This window comes from Simplicispira sp. GW247-4R2A (assembly GCF_059424465.1).
Genome location: NZ_JBWKZM010000018.1, coordinates 40,383 through 56,601, shown reverse-complemented (window position 1 = coordinate 56,601; position 16,219 = coordinate 40,383). Strand labels below are relative to the sequence as shown.

General features: G+C 65.5%; 11 protein-coding genes, 2 tRNA genes and 1 riboswitch. Of the genes, 4 read left to right on the top strand and 9 right to left on the bottom strand.

The genetic code is table 11. From position 1 onward, the window contains the following. Window positions 1-2 precede the first annotated feature (2 nt). Window positions 3-1,304 carry an O-acetylhomoserine aminocarboxypropyltransferase gene (locus AC07ZH_RS13145; RefSeq protein WP_119110450.1) on the bottom strand — a complete coding sequence of 434 codons (1,302 nt, stop codon included), beginning with the start codon at window positions 1,302-1,304 and terminating at the stop codon, window positions 3-5. A 105-nt stretch (window positions 1,305-1,409) separates the two neighbouring features. Between AC07ZH_RS13145 and AC07ZH_RS13140 the strand changes: the two genes are divergently transcribed. Further along, a complete protein-coding gene (locus AC07ZH_RS13140; RefSeq protein ID WP_119110451.1) occupies window positions 1,410-1,883 on the top strand; it encodes a CBS domain-containing protein in 474 nt (157 codons plus the stop codon). Between the two features lie 49 nt (window positions 1,884-1,932). Next, window positions 1,933-3,030, top strand: coding sequence for a chorismate synthase (aroC, locus tag AC07ZH_RS13135; RefSeq protein WP_119110452.1), 1,098 nt, complete (start codon window positions 1,933-1,935; stop codon window positions 3,028-3,030). A 101-nt stretch (window positions 3,031-3,131) separates the two neighbouring features. Here aroC and nrdR read toward each other — a convergent pair whose 3' ends face one another. The 3 genes from nrdR to AC07ZH_RS13120 all read right to left on the bottom strand — a co-directional run bounded on the left by nrdR (window position 3,132) and on the right by AC07ZH_RS13120 (window position 5,894). Further along, window positions 3,132-3,581: a transcriptional regulator NrdR gene (nrdR, locus tag AC07ZH_RS13130; protein WP_119110453.1), complete on the bottom strand. Its 450-nt coding sequence runs from the start codon at window positions 3,579-3,581 to the stop codon at window positions 3,132-3,134. A gap of 10 nt (window positions 3,582-3,591) precedes the next feature. Next, on the bottom strand, window positions 3,592-4,839 hold the full coding sequence (glyA, locus tag AC07ZH_RS13125; RefSeq protein ID WP_119110454.1) for a serine hydroxymethyltransferase: 1,248 nt from the start codon (window positions 4,837-4,839) through the stop codon (window positions 3,592-3,594). 31 nt (window positions 4,840-4,870) lie between these two features. Then, window positions 4,871-5,016, bottom strand: a riboswitch (ZMP/ZTP riboswitch). Between the two features lie 29 nt (window positions 5,017-5,045). Then, on the bottom strand, window positions 5,046-5,894 hold the full coding sequence (locus AC07ZH_RS13120; protein WP_495200124.1) for a lytic transglycosylase domain-containing protein: 849 nt from the start codon (window positions 5,892-5,894) through the stop codon (window positions 5,046-5,048). A gap of 524 nt (window positions 5,895-6,418) precedes the next feature. Here AC07ZH_RS13120 and AC07ZH_RS13115 point away from each other — a divergent pair. Beyond that, complete coding sequence (locus AC07ZH_RS13115) at window positions 6,419-9,133, top strand: DUF349 domain-containing protein (protein ID WP_495200123.1); 2,715 nt, start codon at window positions 6,419-6,421, stop codon at window positions 9,131-9,133. Between the two features lie 51 nt (window positions 9,134-9,184). Here the strand turns inward: AC07ZH_RS13115 and AC07ZH_RS13110 are convergent. Together AC07ZH_RS13110 and AC07ZH_RS13105 are read right to left on the bottom strand one after the other, a co-directional pair. Further along, window positions 9,185-9,269: transfer RNA gene (locus AC07ZH_RS13110), tRNA-Leu, on the bottom strand. 105 nt (window positions 9,270-9,374) lie between these two features. Then, window positions 9,375-9,459 (bottom strand) — tRNA-Leu (locus AC07ZH_RS13105). 34 nt (window positions 9,460-9,493) lie between these two features. Between AC07ZH_RS13105 and rnr the strand changes: the two genes are divergently transcribed. Further along, a complete protein-coding gene (gene rnr / locus AC07ZH_RS13100; protein ID WP_495200122.1) occupies window positions 9,494-11,791 on the top strand; it encodes a ribonuclease R in 2,298 nt (765 codons plus the stop codon). A gap of 81 nt (window positions 11,792-11,872) precedes the next feature. Here the strand turns inward: rnr and AC07ZH_RS13095 are convergent, their stop codons facing one another. The 3 genes from AC07ZH_RS13095 to AC07ZH_RS13085 are packed head-to-tail and all read right to left on the bottom strand — an operon-like array spanning window position 11,873 to window position 16,106. Next, window positions 11,873-13,381: an NAD(P)H-hydrate dehydratase gene (locus AC07ZH_RS13095; protein ID WP_495200121.1), complete on the bottom strand. Its 1,509-nt coding sequence runs from the start codon at window positions 13,379-13,381 to the stop codon at window positions 11,873-11,875. Between the two features lie 45 nt (window positions 13,382-13,426). Further along, window positions 13,427-14,686, bottom strand: coding sequence for an FAD-dependent oxidoreductase (locus AC07ZH_RS13090; protein WP_495200120.1), 1,260 nt, complete (start codon window positions 14,684-14,686; stop codon window positions 13,427-13,429). Between the two features lie 49 nt (window positions 14,687-14,735). Beyond that, complete coding sequence (locus AC07ZH_RS13085; RefSeq protein ID WP_495200119.1) at window positions 14,736-16,106, bottom strand: amidase; 1,371 nt, start codon at window positions 16,104-16,106, stop codon at window positions 14,736-14,738. Window positions 16,107-16,219: the final 113 nt, after the last annotated feature.

Below are 16,219 nucleotides of genomic sequence, written 5' to 3'. Positions count from 1 at the left end.
GCTCAGGCTCCCGCTTTTTCTGCGGCCTTCAGGGCGCGCTTGAGGTCGTCTATCAAATCGTCCACGTCTTCCAGGCCGATGGACAGGCGAATCGTTCCTTGGGTGATGCCAGCAGCGTTCAGTGCTTCGTCGCTGAGGCGGAAGTGCGTAGTACTGGCGGGGTGAATGACCAGGCTGCGGCAGTCGCCTACGTTGGCCAGGTGGCTGAAAATTTTCAATGCTTCAATGAACTTCTTCCCTTGCTCGCGTGAGCCCTTGAGGTCGAAGCTGAAGACGGAGCCGGCGCCCCGCGGCAGCAGCCGCTGCGCCAATTGGTGGCTAGGGTGCGAGGGCAGCATCGGGTGGCCGACACGCGCCACAAAAGGGTGGCTTGCCAGGAACTCCACCACGCGCTCCGTGTTGCGCATGTGCTGCTGCATGCGCAGCGGTAGGGTTTCGATGCCTTGCAAAATCAGCCAGGCGGTGTGTGGGCTGATGCAGGCGCCGAAGTCGCGCAAGCCCTCGCGGCGCGCGCGCAACAAAAACGGACCGACTGTGCTTTCCTCGGCGAACACCATGCCGTGAAAGCCGTCGTAAGGCTCGGTCAGCTCGGGGTAGCGGCCAGAGCCTTCCCAATCGAAACTGCCGCCATCGACCAGCACGCCGCCTATCACCGTGCCGTGCCCGCTGAGGAACTTGGTGGCGGAGTGGTACACGATGTCGGCCCCGTGTTCAAAAGGCTTCATCAGCCAGGGGGTTGTGAACGTGGAGTCAACCAGCAATGGGACGCCAGCCTCGTGGGCGATGGCGCTCACGGTCGGAATGTCGAGCACGTCGAGGCCTGGATTGCCCACGGTCTCGCCAAACAGCAGGCGCGTATTGGGGCGGATGGCGGCGCGCCAGGCGTCCACATCGCCGGCCGGTACAAAGCTCGTTTCGATCCCGAAGCGGCGCAAGGTGTAATGCAAAAGATTCTGGGAGCCGCCATACAGCGCGCTGCTGGCAACGATGTGCGAGCCCGCGCCCATCAAAGTGGCAATGGCCAGATGCAGGGCTGCTTGCCCGCTGGCGGTGGCCAGAGCCCCCACGCCGCCTTCCAGGGCCGCCATGCGCTGCTCCAGTACGGCCGTGGTGGGATTGCTGATGCGCGAGTACACGTGGCCGCCGCGTTCCATGTTGAACAGCGAAGCCGCGTGGTCGCTGGAGTCAAAAACGAAAGACGTGGTGAGGTGAATGGGAACAGCGCGTGCGCCGGTGGCAGGGTCGGGTATGGCGCCTGCGTGCAGGGCCAGGGTGTCGAAGCCAGGGTCGGCGTAACCGGGCATGAAGGGTCTCCAATGCAATCGTGGATGGGCGTGTGCGGCATTGTGGGCTATATTTATGAGGCCGCGCAGCAACACAGAGCTTGCTGCACACAGCGAGGAACCCCCATGAAAGTCAGCGACATCTTGCGTGTGAAGGGCAATACGCTCTACACCGCCCACCCTGCCGAACCACTTGCGGACGCCGTGCGCGTGATGTCGGAGCGGGACATCGGTTCGCTGGTGGTCATGGAGCATGGCGACTTGGTGGGCATGCTCACCTTCCGCGAAGTCATCCAGGCGCTGGTGCGCAATGGCGGCGCAGTGGGCACGATGCTGGTGCGTACGGCCATGGACGACCACCCGCTGACCTGTACCAATGCGACCGATATGGACGAAGTGCGCCGCATGATGCTCGAACGCCACGCGCGCTACATGCCGGTCATGGACAACCGCATGCTGATGGGAGTCATCAGCTTCTACGACGTTGCCAAGGCCGTGGTGGACAGCCAGAATTTCGAAAACAAAATGCTCAAGGCCTATATCCGCGATTGGCCCGAGGGCGAGGACAGCGATACGCCCGGTGCCGCCGCCGGGAAGTAAGCCACTTGTGCGGTGCTCGCCCGTGTCGCTGCCCTGATAATGGCGGCCCATGAGCGGCAACACATTCGGCACCCTTTTCGCAGTCACCAACTTTGGTGAATCCCACGGCCCGGCCATTGGCTGCGTGATCGACGGCTGCCCGCCTGGCATGCCTTTGTGCGAGGCCGACATCCAGGCCGACCTGGACCGGCGCCGCCCCGGCACCAGTCGCCACGTCACACAGCGCGCCGAGCCCGATGCGGTGGAAATCCTCTCGGGGGTCTACGAAGGCCTGACCACCGGCACGCCGATTGCCCTGTTGATTCGCAACACCGACCAGCGCAGCAAGGATTATGGCGATATCGCCCAGCGCTTTCGCCCCGGACATGCCGACTACACCTATTGGCACAAGTACGGCGTACGCGACCCGCGCGGTGGCGGGCGTTCCTCAGCACGGCTGACGGCGCCCACCGTGGCGGCCGGCGCCGTGGCGCGAAAGTGGCTGGCTGCGCAGTTCGGCACCCAGGTGCGCGCCTGCATGAGCCAACTGGGCGAGCTCGACATTGGCTTTGAGTCCTGGGAGCACGTGGCGCAGAACCCGTTTTTTGCACCGGTGGCCGACGTGCAGCGTTTGGAGGCCTATATGGACGCGCTGCGCAAGGCGGGCGACTCCTGCGGTGCGCGCATCCGCGTGCAGGCCACCGGCGTTCCCATTGGGCTGGGCGAACCGATTTACGACAAGCTCGATGCCGACATTGCCTGGGCCATGATGGGATTGAATGCCGTCAAGGGCGTGGAAATCGGCGCCGGTTTTGCCAGCGCCGCGCAGCGGGGCACCGTGCATGGCGATTCGCTCTCACCCGAGGGCTTTCGCAGCAACCATGCGGGCGGGGTATTGGGCGGCATCAGCACGGGGCAGGACATCGAGGTGCAGATCGCTATCAAGCCAACCAGTTCCATCCTCAGTCCGCGCGAGTCGATTGACACAGCCGGGCAGTCGGTCCAGGTCAGCACCCGCGGCCGCCACGACCCCTGTGTGGGCATACGGGCGGCGCCCATTGCCGAGGCACTGCTGGCGCTGGTGCTGATGGACCATGCCCTGCGCCACCGCGCGCAGTGCGGCGACGTGCACCAAAGCGTGGCGCCGATTGCAGCCGAAGCCCCTTGAATTCGCTATAGAAAGAATAGCTTCTGGCGCTTACTGGATAAGCGCTAGAGGCCAAAAAACCTTAAAATTTTCGCGCTCTTGAGCGCGGGGCAAGCGCTGGCTCAGCGCCGCACCTCGTCCACCAGGTGCTTGAACTCGTCGATGTCCTCGAAGCTGCGGTACACGCTGGCGTAGCGGATGTAGGCCACCTGATCGAGCTTCTTGAGTTCGCGCATGACCAGTTCGCCAATGCGGCTGGACGCGATCTCGCGCTGCCCCAGGCTGAGGAGCTGTTCCTCGATGCGTTCTATGGCCGCGTCCACCTGCGTCGTGCTTACCGGGCGCTTGCGCAGCGCAATGGCAAACGAGCCGAGCAGCTTGGCATGGGCGTACTCAGTGCGTCGCCCGTCTTTCTTGACGACGACAGGAAAGCTGACTTCAGGCTTCTCGTAGGTCGTGAAGCGCTTGCCACAGGCCAGGCAGCGGCGCCGGCGGCGGATGAAGTCGCCGTCTTCCGCGACCCGCGTCTCGGCCACCTGGGTGTCGAGATGGCCGCAGAAGGGGCACTTCATGATCGCCGCTTTACCCGCGGTAGACGGGGAACTGGGCCGTCAGCGCGTTCACCTTGGCACGCACGGCAGCCACATGGGCCTCATCGCGCGGCTTGTCGAGCACGTCGGCAATCAGGTTGGCGGTCAGGCGGGCTTCCTCGTCCTTGAAACCGCGCGTGGTCATGGCAGGCGTGCCCAGGCGGATGCCGCTGGTCACCATGGGCTTTTCCGGATCGTTCGGGATGGCGTTCTTGTTGATCGTCATGTGGGCCGATCCCAATACTGCTTCGGCATCCTTTCCGGTAATGCCCTTGGCACGCAGGTCGACCAGCATCAAGTGGCTCTGCGTGCCACCGCTGACGATGCGCAGCCCGCGCTGCGTCAAGGTTTCGGCCATGATGCGTGCGTTGACGAGCACCTGCTCCTGGTACTGCTTGAATTCGGGTTGCAGCGCTTCCTTGAAGGCTACCGCCTTGGCCGCAATCACGTGCATCAGCGGGCCGCCCTGCAGGCCGGGGAAGATGGCGCTGTTGATCGCCTTCTCATGCTGCGCCTTCATCAGAATGACGCCGCCGCGCGGACCGCGCAGGCTTTTGTGGGTGGTGCTGGTGACGATATCCGCGTGCGGCACGGGGTTGGGATAGACACCAGCGGCAATCAGGCCGGCGTAGTGCGCCATGTCCACCATGAAAATGGCGCCGACGTCTTTGGCCACCTTGGCGAAGCGCGCGAAGTCGATGTGCAGGCTGTACGCCGAAGCACCCGCGATGATGAGCTTGGGCTTGGTCTCGTGCGCCTTGCGTTCCATGGCGTCGTAGTCGATGACCTCGTTGGCGTCGAGCCCGTAGGACACCACGTTGAACCACTTGCCCGACATGTTGAGTGCCATGCCGTGCGTCAAATGCCCGCCTTCGGCCAGGCTCATGCCCATGATGGTGTCGCCCGGCTTCAAGAAGGCAAGAAACACCGCTTCGTTGGCCGACGCGCCGCAGTGGGGCTGCACGTTGGCCGCTTCGGCACCAAAAATCTCTTTGATGCGGGCAATGGCCAGCTGCTCGGCGATGTCGACGTACTCGCAGCCACCGTAATAGCGCTTGCCGGGATAGCCCTCGGCGTATTTGTTGGTCAGCTGCGTGCCCTGGGCCCACATGACAGCGGGCGAGGCGTAGTTCTCGCTCGCGATCAGTTCGATGTGCTCTTCCTGGCGCCGGTTTTCGGCCTGAATGGCAGCGAACAGCTCAGGGTCGGTTTGCTCTACGAGAATATTGCGTTGGTACATGGCAGTCCTGTGAACTTGTGTCCCTTGAATCAAGGGCTGCCCAGGCGAACGGCGGAACGCAGCGGACGGGGGCCCGTGCGGCACGCTTCCCGGTGGTTCACAAGGACAGCGCCTTGCTGGTTTCCACGTCAGCGACGGCCCTTGGGGCCGCGCCTATCGCCAGTCGCGTACCCCGCGAGTTTACCTGAGACCCTGGGCCGACTTGCTCAAAGTGCGGAGAGCAGGGCGACTTTGTCGGCGCTGGCCGCAGCCGGGATGGCAGGGGCCGGCGCAGCAGGCGTCACGGCCTTGGTGGTCAAGGTGCCGGCGGCGGAAGGTGCGGTGCGCGTGCTGCGCCCGGCGGCTACCTGGCGCAAGCGGAAGTGCTCGGCCATCACCTTGGCGGCATAGCCGCCATCGCTTTCAATATTGGCGGCGCCCACGTAGTAACGCAAGCCGCCTTCGAGGGAGCCGGCGCGGCGGATGCATTCTTGCAGCACCTGTACGCCGACCCGCAAATTGGTGACCGGGTCAAAGGCTGCGAGATGCCCGCCCGCGCTCTCATACTTGTCGGTGTGCACGCGGGTCATCACTTGCATCAGGCCTTGCGCGCCGACCGGGCTCTGGGCAAAGGGATTGAAGCTCGACTCAATGGCCATGATGGCCAGAATGAGCGTCGGATCGAGCTTGGTCTTGCTGCCAATTTCATAGGCCTCGCTGACCAGCAAGCTCAGTGGCTCAGGCGCCACGTTGTATTTCTTGCTGAGCCAATAGGCCACGCGTGCCTGCTCCTTGGGCAGGCCTTGCGGATCTGTTGCCAGCACCCGTTCGCTCGGCTCCTCTATATCTAGTGCGTCGTCCGCTTCTGGTGCCACGCTCTGGCGCGCTTCAAGCCAACTGCGCAGTTGCACTTCGCCTTGGGCACGCAAATCGGGGCGTGCTGCCAGCATGATGGCCAAGCAGGCCACGGCGAGTCCGAGCAGCGCAAAGCTGTTGTGGGTCGTTTTCAAAAAGACGTTGGTCAAGGTGTTTGCCATCACACGCAAGGCCGCGGCCAACTTTCCTGTCGCTGTCATAGCTTCCTTTCGGCGGTACTGTCGCGGTTCGCACAGACACAAGGTCTCGCGTTCGCGATGTTCACCTGATTGGTACGCCATCAAATTCGTGCCTGGCGTGTAGCACTGGACCGTTTTGACTTAGCCGAGATCGGCAGCGGAACTGGGGTTTGTACTTAGCGTTGGTGCCAAGATCGCGGATTCTAGGAGGGCATCAAATGCCAGGTCAACACTAACATTGTAGTTTATTAGCTTTGTTTGTTATTAAATAGCTGTATGAAACCGCTGATTTGGCCTGTGCCGACAAGACCCTTGAAGGCTTCACGGTGCTTGCATCGCTCCGCCTGGTGGCCTCTGCGAGGCAAGTGCAGGCAGCGGGCGCTGGTGTGAAAACCAGGAAATTGGGGAGTCGAACCAAAACGCGGTGAAAATAGGCCCATGCACGCAATGACGTGCCCTCTGTTCTTATTTCTTTGTTTGATTGGCGAGCTCTTGTACGCCATCGCCTCAACCTGCTCATGTTTCCTTTTTCTTTGCGCAACAAGATGTCCGACGCCCCTGATCTCACCCCCACGCCGGCACCGGCAGCGCCCGTGCATCCCCTGGACGGGCTGACTGGTGGAGCCTTTTCTGCTGCAACCTCTGGTGAGCGCGCTGCCCGCATTCGTGAGTGGCTGGTCTCACAGCCCGAGCCGGCGCAGCTCCAGGAAGTCTTCAAGGAGCTGAGTGGCCGCGACAAAGGCGCTGCGCGTGCGGTGCGCGAGCGTCTGGATGAAATTCGCCGAGCCAAAAGCCAGGAGTTGATTGCTGCCGAATGGGCAGAAAAGGCCACTGCGCTGCTGGCGGCCTCCAAACTCAATATCGCCGACGCCATGGCCTGGCAGCGCGACGCCGCCAAGGCCGGTGCGCCGCTCTCACGCGAACCGCTGGCCGAGCTTAAGACGGCTTTGACCGAGCGCATCAAGGTGATTGAAGACCTCCAGCACCGCGTGCAGGTGCAGCGCGAGGCCGCGGTGCTGCTTGCCCAGCGCATTGAAGTGCTGTCGACCAAATCCTGGCAGGATGCCCACGCGGTGCGTGAGGCGCTGCAGGCTGACGTACAGAACTGGCAGGACCAGGCGCAGGCCTTGGCGAGCGACGCCAGCTGGCCAAGCGTGGAGGCGCGCTTTCCTCCGCTCCTTGATACGTCGCGTGCGCAACTGCTCGTTGTCTGGGATGCGTTCCAGGCCGCCATCGCCCAGGCTGCGGCTGCGGCGGCAGATGCGCAGGCACCGCTGCCGGCGGTCCCGCTGTGGGCCGACGAATTGCGCGCCGCGCGTGGCGAGGTTCCGGCTGCGGTCGAAGCGAGCGCTCCGCGTCCTGCGAAGCCCAGAACAGACCCGGCGATCGTCGCCCAATCAGTGGCCAAGGTGTCTGAGGCGCTCGCCAAGCTGGAGCAGGAAACGGCGCAGGGCCACGGCAAAGCCAGTTCTGGCGCTGCCGCGGCACTGCGAACCGTGCTCAAGCAGCATGGCCGGCATATCGACACAGCGCTGGAGCAGCGCGTGCACGCGGGTTTGGTGGCGGCGGGCGAGCTCGAAGGCTGGCAGCGCTGGAGCTCTGACCAGGTCCGCGAAGACCTCATTGCCAAGGCGCATGGCTTGCTCAATCGCCCGGATGGCCAGGCCCTGGGCGGGCGCAAGATGCAAGAGAGCCTGCGCCAGTTGCGCGAGCAATGGAAGCAGGCCGATCAGGGTGGTGCGCCCAACCATGGCCTATGGAAGAAATTCGACGAGGCGTGCAACGAAGCACACAAGGTGGTGGAAGCTTGGCTGGAGAAAGTGCGCGCTGACGCAGCCGAGCACAAGGCGCAGCGCTTGGCCCTGATTGCCGAACTCCAGGCCTGGGGCGAGCAGAACGCCACCAATACCGATTGGAAGTCTGTTTTGCGCGGACTGCAGCAATTTGGCGCCCGCTGGCGTGAGGGCGGGCATGTGGGCGAGAAGCTGCTGGCCGAACTGCTGCCCCAGTGGAAGCGGGCCATGGACGCGGCGGCTGCGCCGTTTGAAGCCGCGCAAGCAGCCAGCTTGGGTCGACGCCAGGCCATGATTGAGGAGGCGGCAGTGCTGGGTGCCGCGCCCATGCTGCGCATCGACGCCGTCAAGGCTCTGCAGCAACGCTGGCAAGCCGAGGCACAAGCCGTGCCGATGGAGCGACGCCAGGAGCAAAAGCTTTGGGACGCATTCCGCAAGCCCATTGACGAGGCCTTCAATCGCAAGACGGCCGAGCGCGAGCGCGGCGCAGAGCAGACGAGCGCACACGACAAAGCCGTGCTCGAAGCCTCCAAGGCTCTGGAAGCCGCCAACGCTGGCGGTGACGTCCAGGCGATTCGCGCTGCCGTGGCTGCTTTGGAGGCTGCTTTGCGTGGTCAGGCGGCCCATGCCGCCGAACAGGCTATCGCGCAGCCTCCTGAGGCACCGACCAAGGCCTCAGGCAGTGGTGCTGGCAGCGCAGAAGGACAGGCGCAAGACGCTTCTCCAGCGTCTTCTCCGATGGATGCCGCCGCAGAGCTCAACGCCGGCGCGCAAGGTGAAGAAGCTGCTGCGCCAGCACCACGGGCCGTGCCACGCCCGGTCGTGGCCGTACGCGGCGACGACCGGCCGGGTATGAAGAAGGATGTGCCGGCAGCACCAGGCCGAGGCGCCAGGCCGGGCGAACGCCGCGATGCCCGGGGGGCGCGCGATGGTGCGCCGGGCATGGGTCGTCCATCGGGGCGCTTTGGTGAGCGTGCAGAGTTTGTTGACCGTGGGCCGCGATTGGGCGATGCCGCTTTCCGGGCACAGCGCGAGGCACTGGAGCACGCGCAGGCGGCGCTGCGCAAGCTCGCCGCCCAGGCGCACGGCGAAGCTCTGGCGCATTTGCTGGCGGCCTGGGAGTCGCGCGATGCCTCGCAGATCCCATCCACGCAGGAATTTGGCCGCGCCGTGAACGCAGCTGCGCGCAACCTTTGGGTGCAGGCGCTATCGCAAGCACCGCAGCCCAAGCCCAAGGCGCCCGCAGCAGATCTGCTGCTCAGGCTTGAAATCGCCGCCGAAGTGCCGACGCCCGCCGATCAGCTATCGGCCCGCCGGATGATGCAATTGCAGCTGCTTACGCGCCGCAATGAAGCAGCGCCGGCTGAGACCTGGACGCAGGATGTGGCGCAGCTGCTGGCAACGCCGAGCGAGGCGGGCGCCGCTCGCCGACTGCAAAACGCGTTGAAGGCGCTGATGCGCGCTTAATCTCGATGCCCAATAAAAAAGCCGCTGCAAGGATTGCAGCGGCTTTTTGCTTGGTGCCCAGAAGAGGACTCGAACCTCCACGATGTTACTCGCTAGTACCTGAAACTAGTGCGTCTACCAATTCCGCCATCTGGGCTTGAACTCGAATGTCTGAATTTTATAGCAATGAACCCAAGATTCATGCGCTGATCAAGCGAATAACAACAAAAAAGCCGCTTACGCAGCGGCTTCTCGTTAAACTTGGTGCCCAGGAGAGGACTCGAACCTCCACGATGTTACTCGCTAGTACCTGAAACTAGTGCGTCTACCAATTCCGCCACCTGGGCATTTCAGGAAAGAACGAGATTGTATAGCAAAAAAATGAGTGAAAAATTGCCCGCAAACCAGCCTTCCGACGAATTTGAAGGCACGGTTCAAGGGCACCGCGATGGCCACGGTTTTGTCCTGCGCGACGACGGTCTGTCTGACATTTTTCTTCCCCCGAACGAGATGCGCGCGGTGTTGCACAAAGACCGCGTGCGTGTCTGTATCGTGCGCCAGGACCGGCGCGGCCGTCCCGAGGGCCGGGTGGTTGAAATCATTGAGCGGCCCGCGCAACCGCTGATCGGGCGGCTGCTGCAAGAAAGCGGCGTGTGGATCGTTGCGCCTGAGGACAAGCGCTACGGGCAAGACGTGCTTATCCCCAAGGGGGCGCTCGCCGATGCGCAGCCGGGCCAGGTGGTGGTTGTGCAACTGACCGAGCCACCCGCGCTCTATGGCCAGCCCGTGGGCCGCATCACCGAGGTGCTCGGTGAGGTCGACGACCCCGGCATGGAGATTGAGATCGCCGTGCGCAAGTACGGCGTGCCGCATGAATTTTCAGAGGGGTGCCTGGCCGAGGCCGGCGCCTTGCCCGACAAGGTACGCCCACAGGACAAGAAGGCCCGCATCGACCTGACCGATGTCCCGCTCGTCACCATCGACGGCGAAGACGCGCGCGATTTTGACGATGCTGTGTACTGCGAACCAGCGAAAGTGGGCCGCGCCAAGGGCTGGCGCCTGCTGGTTGCCATCGCCGACGTGAGCCACTACGTGCAGACCGGCAGCGCCATCGACATCGATGCCTACGACCGCGCCACCAGCGTCTACTTTCCGCGCCGCGTCATCCCGATGCTGCCCGAGAAGCTTTCCAACGGCCTGTGCTCGCTGAACCCAGAGGTCGAGCGCCTGTGCATGGTCTGCGACATGCTGATCACCGCCAAGGGCGAGGTGCACGCCTACCAGTTCTACCCGGCGGTAATGTTCAGCCATGCACGCTTTACCTACACCGAGGTAGCCGCTATTTTGGCGAACACGCGCGGTCCCGAGGCGGCAAAACGGCAGGAGCGCGTGTCCGATCTGCTGAATTTGCACGACGTGTACCGCGCCTTGCTGATTGCCCGGCGCGAGCGCGGCGCGGTGGACTTTGAAACCACCGAAACACAGATCGTCTGCGACGACAATGGCCGCATCGAGAAAATCATTCCGCGCACGCGCAACGACGCCCACAAGCTGATCGAAGAAGCCATGCTGGCCGCCAACGTTTGCAGCGCCGACTTCATCGCGCAGGGCAAACAGCACGGCCTGTACCGGGTGCACGAAGGCCCGACGCCCGAGAAGCAGGACATCCTGCGCAGCTACCTGAAGGCCATGGCGGTGGGCATGACCATCAGCGACAACCCGGCACCGTCCGAGTTCCAGGCGATTGCCGAAGCCACCAAAGACCGGCCGGACGCCCAGCAAATCCACACCATGCTGCTGCGCTCCATGCAGCAGGCCATCTACACGCCCATCAACAGCGGCCACTTTGGTCTGGCGTTCGAGGCGTACACGCACTTCACGAGCCCGATTCGCCGCTACCCCGACCTGCTGGTGCACCGCGTCATCAAGTCGATTCTGGGCAATACAAAGTACCGCCTGCCCATGCTGCCGATGCCGGGTGAAGCGCATGCCAAGTTGGCCAAGCGCCTGGCAGCGCGCGTCCCCCGGCCCGGCGCCGTGCCGCGCAAGAAGGAAACGGGCGCTGCGCTGGCGGAAACGCAATCGTGGGAAGCGGCGGGCCTGCACTGCAGCGCCAACGAACGCCGTGCCGACGAGGCCAGCCGCGATGTCGAGGCCTGGCTCAAGTGCAAGTACATGCGCGAGCACCTGGGCGAGGAATACGGCGGCGTGGTGTCGTCCGTCACCAGCTTCGGCATCTTCGTCACGCTGGACGCGATGTACGTCGAAGGCCTGGTGCACATCACCGAACTGGGCGGCGATTACTTCAAGTTCGACGAGGCGCGCCAGGAACTGCGCGGCGAGCGCAGCGGTACCCGCTACGCCATCGGCTCGCGCGTACGCGTGCAGGTCAGCCGGGTCGATCTTGATGGCCGCCGCATCGATTTCCGCCTGGTGCATGAAGGCGAGGCGCTGGCGCCGCGCGGCGCTGGCGACCGAAGCGGCGGGAAAAACGGCAGCAAAAAAAGCGATAAGCCGGCGCGTTCCCGCAGCGATGCGGACGATGCACCACCCATGAGCCGCAAGGCCGGGCGCGTTGCATCTTCGGCGCCCGCGTCGGCAGGCAAATCGCGGCAGCAGGCTGCGCTGCTGACCCAGGCACCGGCGCGTACCGGCAAGGGCAAGTCACGCCGGAGCTGAAGCGCAGACCGCCGTTTGCGTGCGTTTCGCTATAGTTTTAGGAGCTGCTAGCGCATATGGGATAAGCGCTAGCGCCTATTTTTAATCAAAATTTGGCGCGCAGGCCAATGCGCTGGCGACCAAGCTTGTGCCGCTGGGCCAGCCGTCGGCCAGGCGGCCATGCACGAACACCGCATGGCGCGCCGCGGCGAGCGGGGCGTCGCCAGCGGCAAGGCGCGCGCCCACCATGCCGGCCAGTACATCGCCCGTGCCCGCCGTGGCCAATCGGGCGTTTCCCGTGGGGTTGATGAAAGAGGGGGCTTCCCCGGGGGGCGCCACGATGCTGCCCGAGCCCTTGAGCACACAAACGCAGCCAAAGCGCTGCGCCAGCGTGTGCGCTGCGGTGAGTCGGTCGGCCTGCACGCTGGCAGCGCTGCAGCCCAGCAGGCGGGCGGCTTCCAGTGGGTGGGGCGTCAGGATGGTGGGCAGGCCGCGCGCCGCGCGCTGGGCCAGGGCGGTTTGCAGTTTGGCGTCCCGCGCAATGGCATTGAGCGCATCGGCATCCAGCACCAGGCGAGCGGCTTGGGCGAGCACGGGCGGTAGCACCTCGATCACCGCTTCGCCGCCGCCGCAGCCGCAGACCACCGTCAGTTGGCCCAGTTCCAGGGCCTCGAAGTGGCGCTGCATCAGTTCAGGGGTCGAGTTGGCAGCGTGCAATGCGCCGCCGTCCAATAGGGCCACCAGCACCCGCCCGGCACCTGCGTGCAATGCGGCCGTGGCGGCAAGTAGGGCCGCGCCCTCCATGCCCATGCCGCGCCGCGCCAGGCCTTCGCCGCCGACGATGGCAACGTCGCCAAAGCTGCCCTTGTGGCTGGCGTGGGGGCGGGGGCTGTGTTCGGGCGGGCCGGCCAGCCAGGCGCAGGCACGGGCATCCTCCGGAGAGACGCCCAATCGATCAAGCCATACGGTGCCAGCGGCATCGCGCCCTTGTGCGGTGAAAAGGCCGGGTTTGAGCGTGAGGAGCGAGAGGGTGTGGCAGAGCGCCCCCGGGGGGATGCGCGGCGCGAATCCTTCTGCCCAGGCGCCGGCGTCGGTCTGCAGGCCGCTGGGCACATCCACACACAGCAAGGGGGCTGGGCCGGCGCGCAACTGGTGCAGCAGGGCGCGCCAACGCTCAGGCGGCGGGCGCGAGGCATCCCCGGGCGCAAGGCCAATGCCCAGCAGCGCGTCGATGCACAAGTCGCGCTCGGTCAGGGCCGTAGCGGGGCCGTCGGCAAAGCACACGCCGGCGCTGCGCGCGCGCTCAAGCGAGCGGCGTGCGTCGGGCGGCACGTGGGTATCGTTGCCCAACCAGGTCACCGTGACCTGGCGGGTGGGGTTGTGCAGGTGCAGGGCGGCTTCCAGTCCGTCGCCGCCGTTGTTGCCTGGCCCGCAGACGATCCACACCTTGCGCGCGTGCGGCGCGAGCGCCAGAGCGAGCTGCGCGGTGGCCAGGCCTGCGCGCTGCATCAGCGTGTGTTCGGGCAGACCCGCCGCTGCGGCCTGTTCCAGGGCGCGCGTGGCGGCAAGGTCGTGCAGGGCGTGGGGCCGGTCAGGCAGGATGCGCAGCATGCGCGCCATTATGGGCGTGCGGGTTGCGCACTTGGCGTTACCGGCTCAAGCTTTGGCGGCGGAAAAATGCGCCAGTTCGCTCGCTGCCCATGCGCACGTCTGCCCGCTCAGCATCTCGGACAGCAGGCGTGCGCAGCCGCTGGCGAGCGACCACCCATAGCCGCCGTGGCCCAAATTGAGCCAGAGACCGGGCACGCCGCTAGCCCCTAGCGCAGGCAGGCCGCCTGGGCGCATGGGCCGTGCGCCGCGCCACAGCTGCATGCCAGCGCGCTGCGTGCTGCCAGGGAACCAGGCGTCCAGCGCTTCGTGAAGCTGGCGCACGGTAGCCGGGTGGGGCGTGCCGTCGCTTTGCCCGAGTTCTGCGCCACCGGCCACACGCACGCGCTGGCCCAGGCGCGCGATCGTCACCTGCCGCGCCACATCGATCACGACACCTTGCGGCGCGGCGGCGTCTTCGCGCAGCGGCGCGGTCAGCGAGCTGCCCCAGAGCGCCACCAGCCCGAGGTGCAGGCCGAGCGGCTCCGCCAGACGTGCGGTGTGGGCGCCGGTGCACAGTACGGCGGCATCAAATGGGCGCGGCTGGGTCTCGCCCTGAAGATGCAGCGCCATGCGAGCGCTGGATGGACTCAAGCGTGCGACCTCGGCCTGAAACTCGAACACCACGCCCAGGCGCTGCGCCGCCTGGCGCAGAGCGCTGGTGAACTGGCGGCAGTTGGCCGCCTCGGCCTGTGGCAGGTGCAGTGCAATGGTCAGGCGCTCGGCCTCTGCCAGGCCGGGTTCGATGTGGCGCGCGGCCTCGGCACCGATTTCATGCAGCGCCGTGCCAGCATCGCGCAGGGCCGTCACGGCCGCGCGCAAGGGTGCCGCGCCCTGCTCATCTTGCAGCAGCACCAGTGCACCCTGGCTGCGTTCCAGATCAAGTTCCAGCGCCTCGGTGGTCTCCAGAAAGCACTGCTGGCTGAACTGCGCCAGCTTTGCCAGCGCATGCATGGCCGGCGGGGGCTCGCTGCTGCGCAAAGCAGCGCGCGCTGCACTGCGCCAGTTCCAAAGCCAGCGCAGCTCGGCCACAGTGGCGCCGCGCGTGCGCACCCGGATGCCGGAACCCACCAGGCTGGGCGCTGCCATGGCGCCTGGCATGGCCCAGGGCGCGAGCAAGCCGGCGCCCAGTACAGCCCCTGGCGCAAAGCTCGATTCTTCGGCCACGCTGGAGCGGCGCTCGAACACCGTCACCGCATGCCCTGCGCGCGCGAGTTCGTACGCGCTTGAGACGCCGACCACGCCGGCGCCCACGATCGCTATCTTCATAAATTTAAGGGTTTTTGGCTTCTAGCGCTTATGTAGTAAGCGCTGATAGCTATTGTTTTTGGAGCAATTCTTCGGCACGAAGGCCAATATTGAGCACCGCGTCGTCGTGCAGTGCGCCGTGCCAGACCATCAGGCCCACCGGCAACTCGCCGCGCACATGGCAGGGCAGCGACAGGGCGCAGCCGTCGAGCATGTTGACGACGCTGGTGTTGCGCAGCAGCAAGGCGTTGACGCGCTGGAACTCGGCGTCGCGCACAGCGTCCTGCGCGGCATCCTGGCCATTGGCCGGCGCCACGCTGGCAATAGGCGGTGCGACGAGGGGCACCGTCGGGGAGAGCAGGGCGTCGAAGCCGGCGATGGCTGCTTCGACGCTGGAGATCCAGCCGGCTCGCGCCTGCAACAGATCAATGTAGTCGGCGGCAGACATGGTGGCGCCGCGCTCGATGCGCACGCGCACCCGCGGGTCGTAGGCGGCTGCGTGCCGGGCCAAGCGGTGGCGGTGCCAGGCGAAGGCCTCGGCGGCGGCAAAGCTGCCGCGTACCTGCAGCCCTGACAGTTCCTCGGCTTGCCGCAGCTCAATTGCTTCAATGTGGGCGCCGGCGGCGCGCAGTTGCGCGATGCTGCGCTCAAACGCCGTGCGCACGGTGGCGTCCAGCCCGTCCAGAAACACGCCGCCGGGCACGGCGAGGCGCCACATCGACAGCGGCGCCGCACTGCGTGTGATGCGCCGGGCCGCCAGAATTTCGTGCGCCAGCACGGCGTCCCGGACCGAGCGGGTCATGGCGCAGGCCGTGTCCAGGGTGGTGGAGAGCGGCACGGCGCCTTCGGTCGGCACCAGGCGCGCCGTGCTCTTGAAGCCGACGATGCCGCACAGCGCTGCGGGGATGCGAATCGAGCCGCCGGTGTCCGAGCCCAGGCCGATGAAGGCAGCACCAGTCGCCACCGACACAGCGGCCCCCGATGAAGAGCCTCCGGGCACGCGCGCCGGCCCGGGCAGGGCGCCAAAACGCCCGTCAAAGGCAGCCGGGGTGCCGTAGTGAGGGTTGGTGCCGACGCCCGAAAAGGCGAATTCCACCATGTGCGTGCGGCCCACGACCACGCCGCCAGCGGCACGCAGGCGCGCCACGGCGGGGGCGTCTTGCAGGGCGGGCGGCTCGGCCGCCAGCACGGTGGAGCCCGCCATGCTGGTGATGCCCTGCATGCCAAACAGGTCTTTGACCGACACCGCCAAACCAGCCAGGGGGCGGTGCGCCAGTGAGGGCGATGCGGCCGTCTGCAGCGCCTCATCAAATAAAGGAAGCGAAAACGCGTGGTGGCATTCCGGCGCTTGCGCGCGGGCGATGCAGGTTTGCATTTCCGCGCTGGCGCTGGTGGCGCCTGTGTGCAGCAGGCGCAGCGTGCTGTCAAGGTCTTTTGCCATGCCTATGCTAGAATCCTTGGGTTTTGCAGAGCGTTAAACCTCAGCGAAAACAATAGCAAACCAGTCCCGCCAAGGTGTTGCGGCCGTGCCAGCGAATGAAGTGGCGGGCCGCG

Bases quoted from the DNA above. Each gene is read 5' to 3' on its own strand.
- AC07ZH_RS13090 (WP_495200120.1), bottom strand. From the start codon at position 14,686: ATGAAGATAGCGATCGTGGGCGCCGGCGTGGTCGGCGTCTCAAGCGCG.
- nrdR (WP_119110453.1), bottom strand. From the start codon at position 3,581: ATGAAGTGCCCCTTCTGCGGCCATCTCGACACCCAGGTGGCCGAGACG.
- AC07ZH_RS13095 (WP_495200121.1), bottom strand. From the start codon at position 13,381: ATGCTGCGCATCCTGCCTGACCGGCCCCACGCCCTGCACGACCTTGCC.
- glyA (WP_119110454.1), bottom strand. From the start codon at position 4,839: ATGTACCAACGCAATATTCTCGTAGAGCAAACCGACCCTGAGCTGTTC.
- AC07ZH_RS13120 (WP_495200124.1), bottom strand. From the start codon at position 5,894: ATGACAGCGACAGGAAAGTTGGCCGCGGCCTTGCGTGTGATGGCAAAC.
- aroC (WP_119110452.1), top strand. From the start codon at position 1,933: ATGAGCGGCAACACATTCGGCACCCTTTTCGCAGTCACCAACTTTGGT.
- AC07ZH_RS13085 (WP_495200119.1), bottom strand. From the start codon at position 16,106: ATGGCAAAAGACCTTGACAGCACGCTGCGCCTGCTGCACACAGGCGCC.
- AC07ZH_RS13115 (WP_495200123.1), top strand. From the start codon at position 6,419: ATGTCCGACGCCCCTGATCTCACCCCCACGCCGGCACCGGCAGCGCCC.
- AC07ZH_RS13140 (WP_119110451.1), top strand. From the start codon at position 1,410: ATGAAAGTCAGCGACATCTTGCGTGTGAAGGGCAATACGCTCTACACC.
- AC07ZH_RS13145 (WP_119110450.1), bottom strand. From the start codon at position 1,304: ATGCCCGGTTACGCCGACCCTGGCTTCGACACCCTGGCCCTGCACGCA.
- rnr (WP_495200122.1), top strand. From the start codon at position 9,494: ATGAGTGAAAAATTGCCCGCAAACCAGCCTTCCGACGAATTTGAAGGC.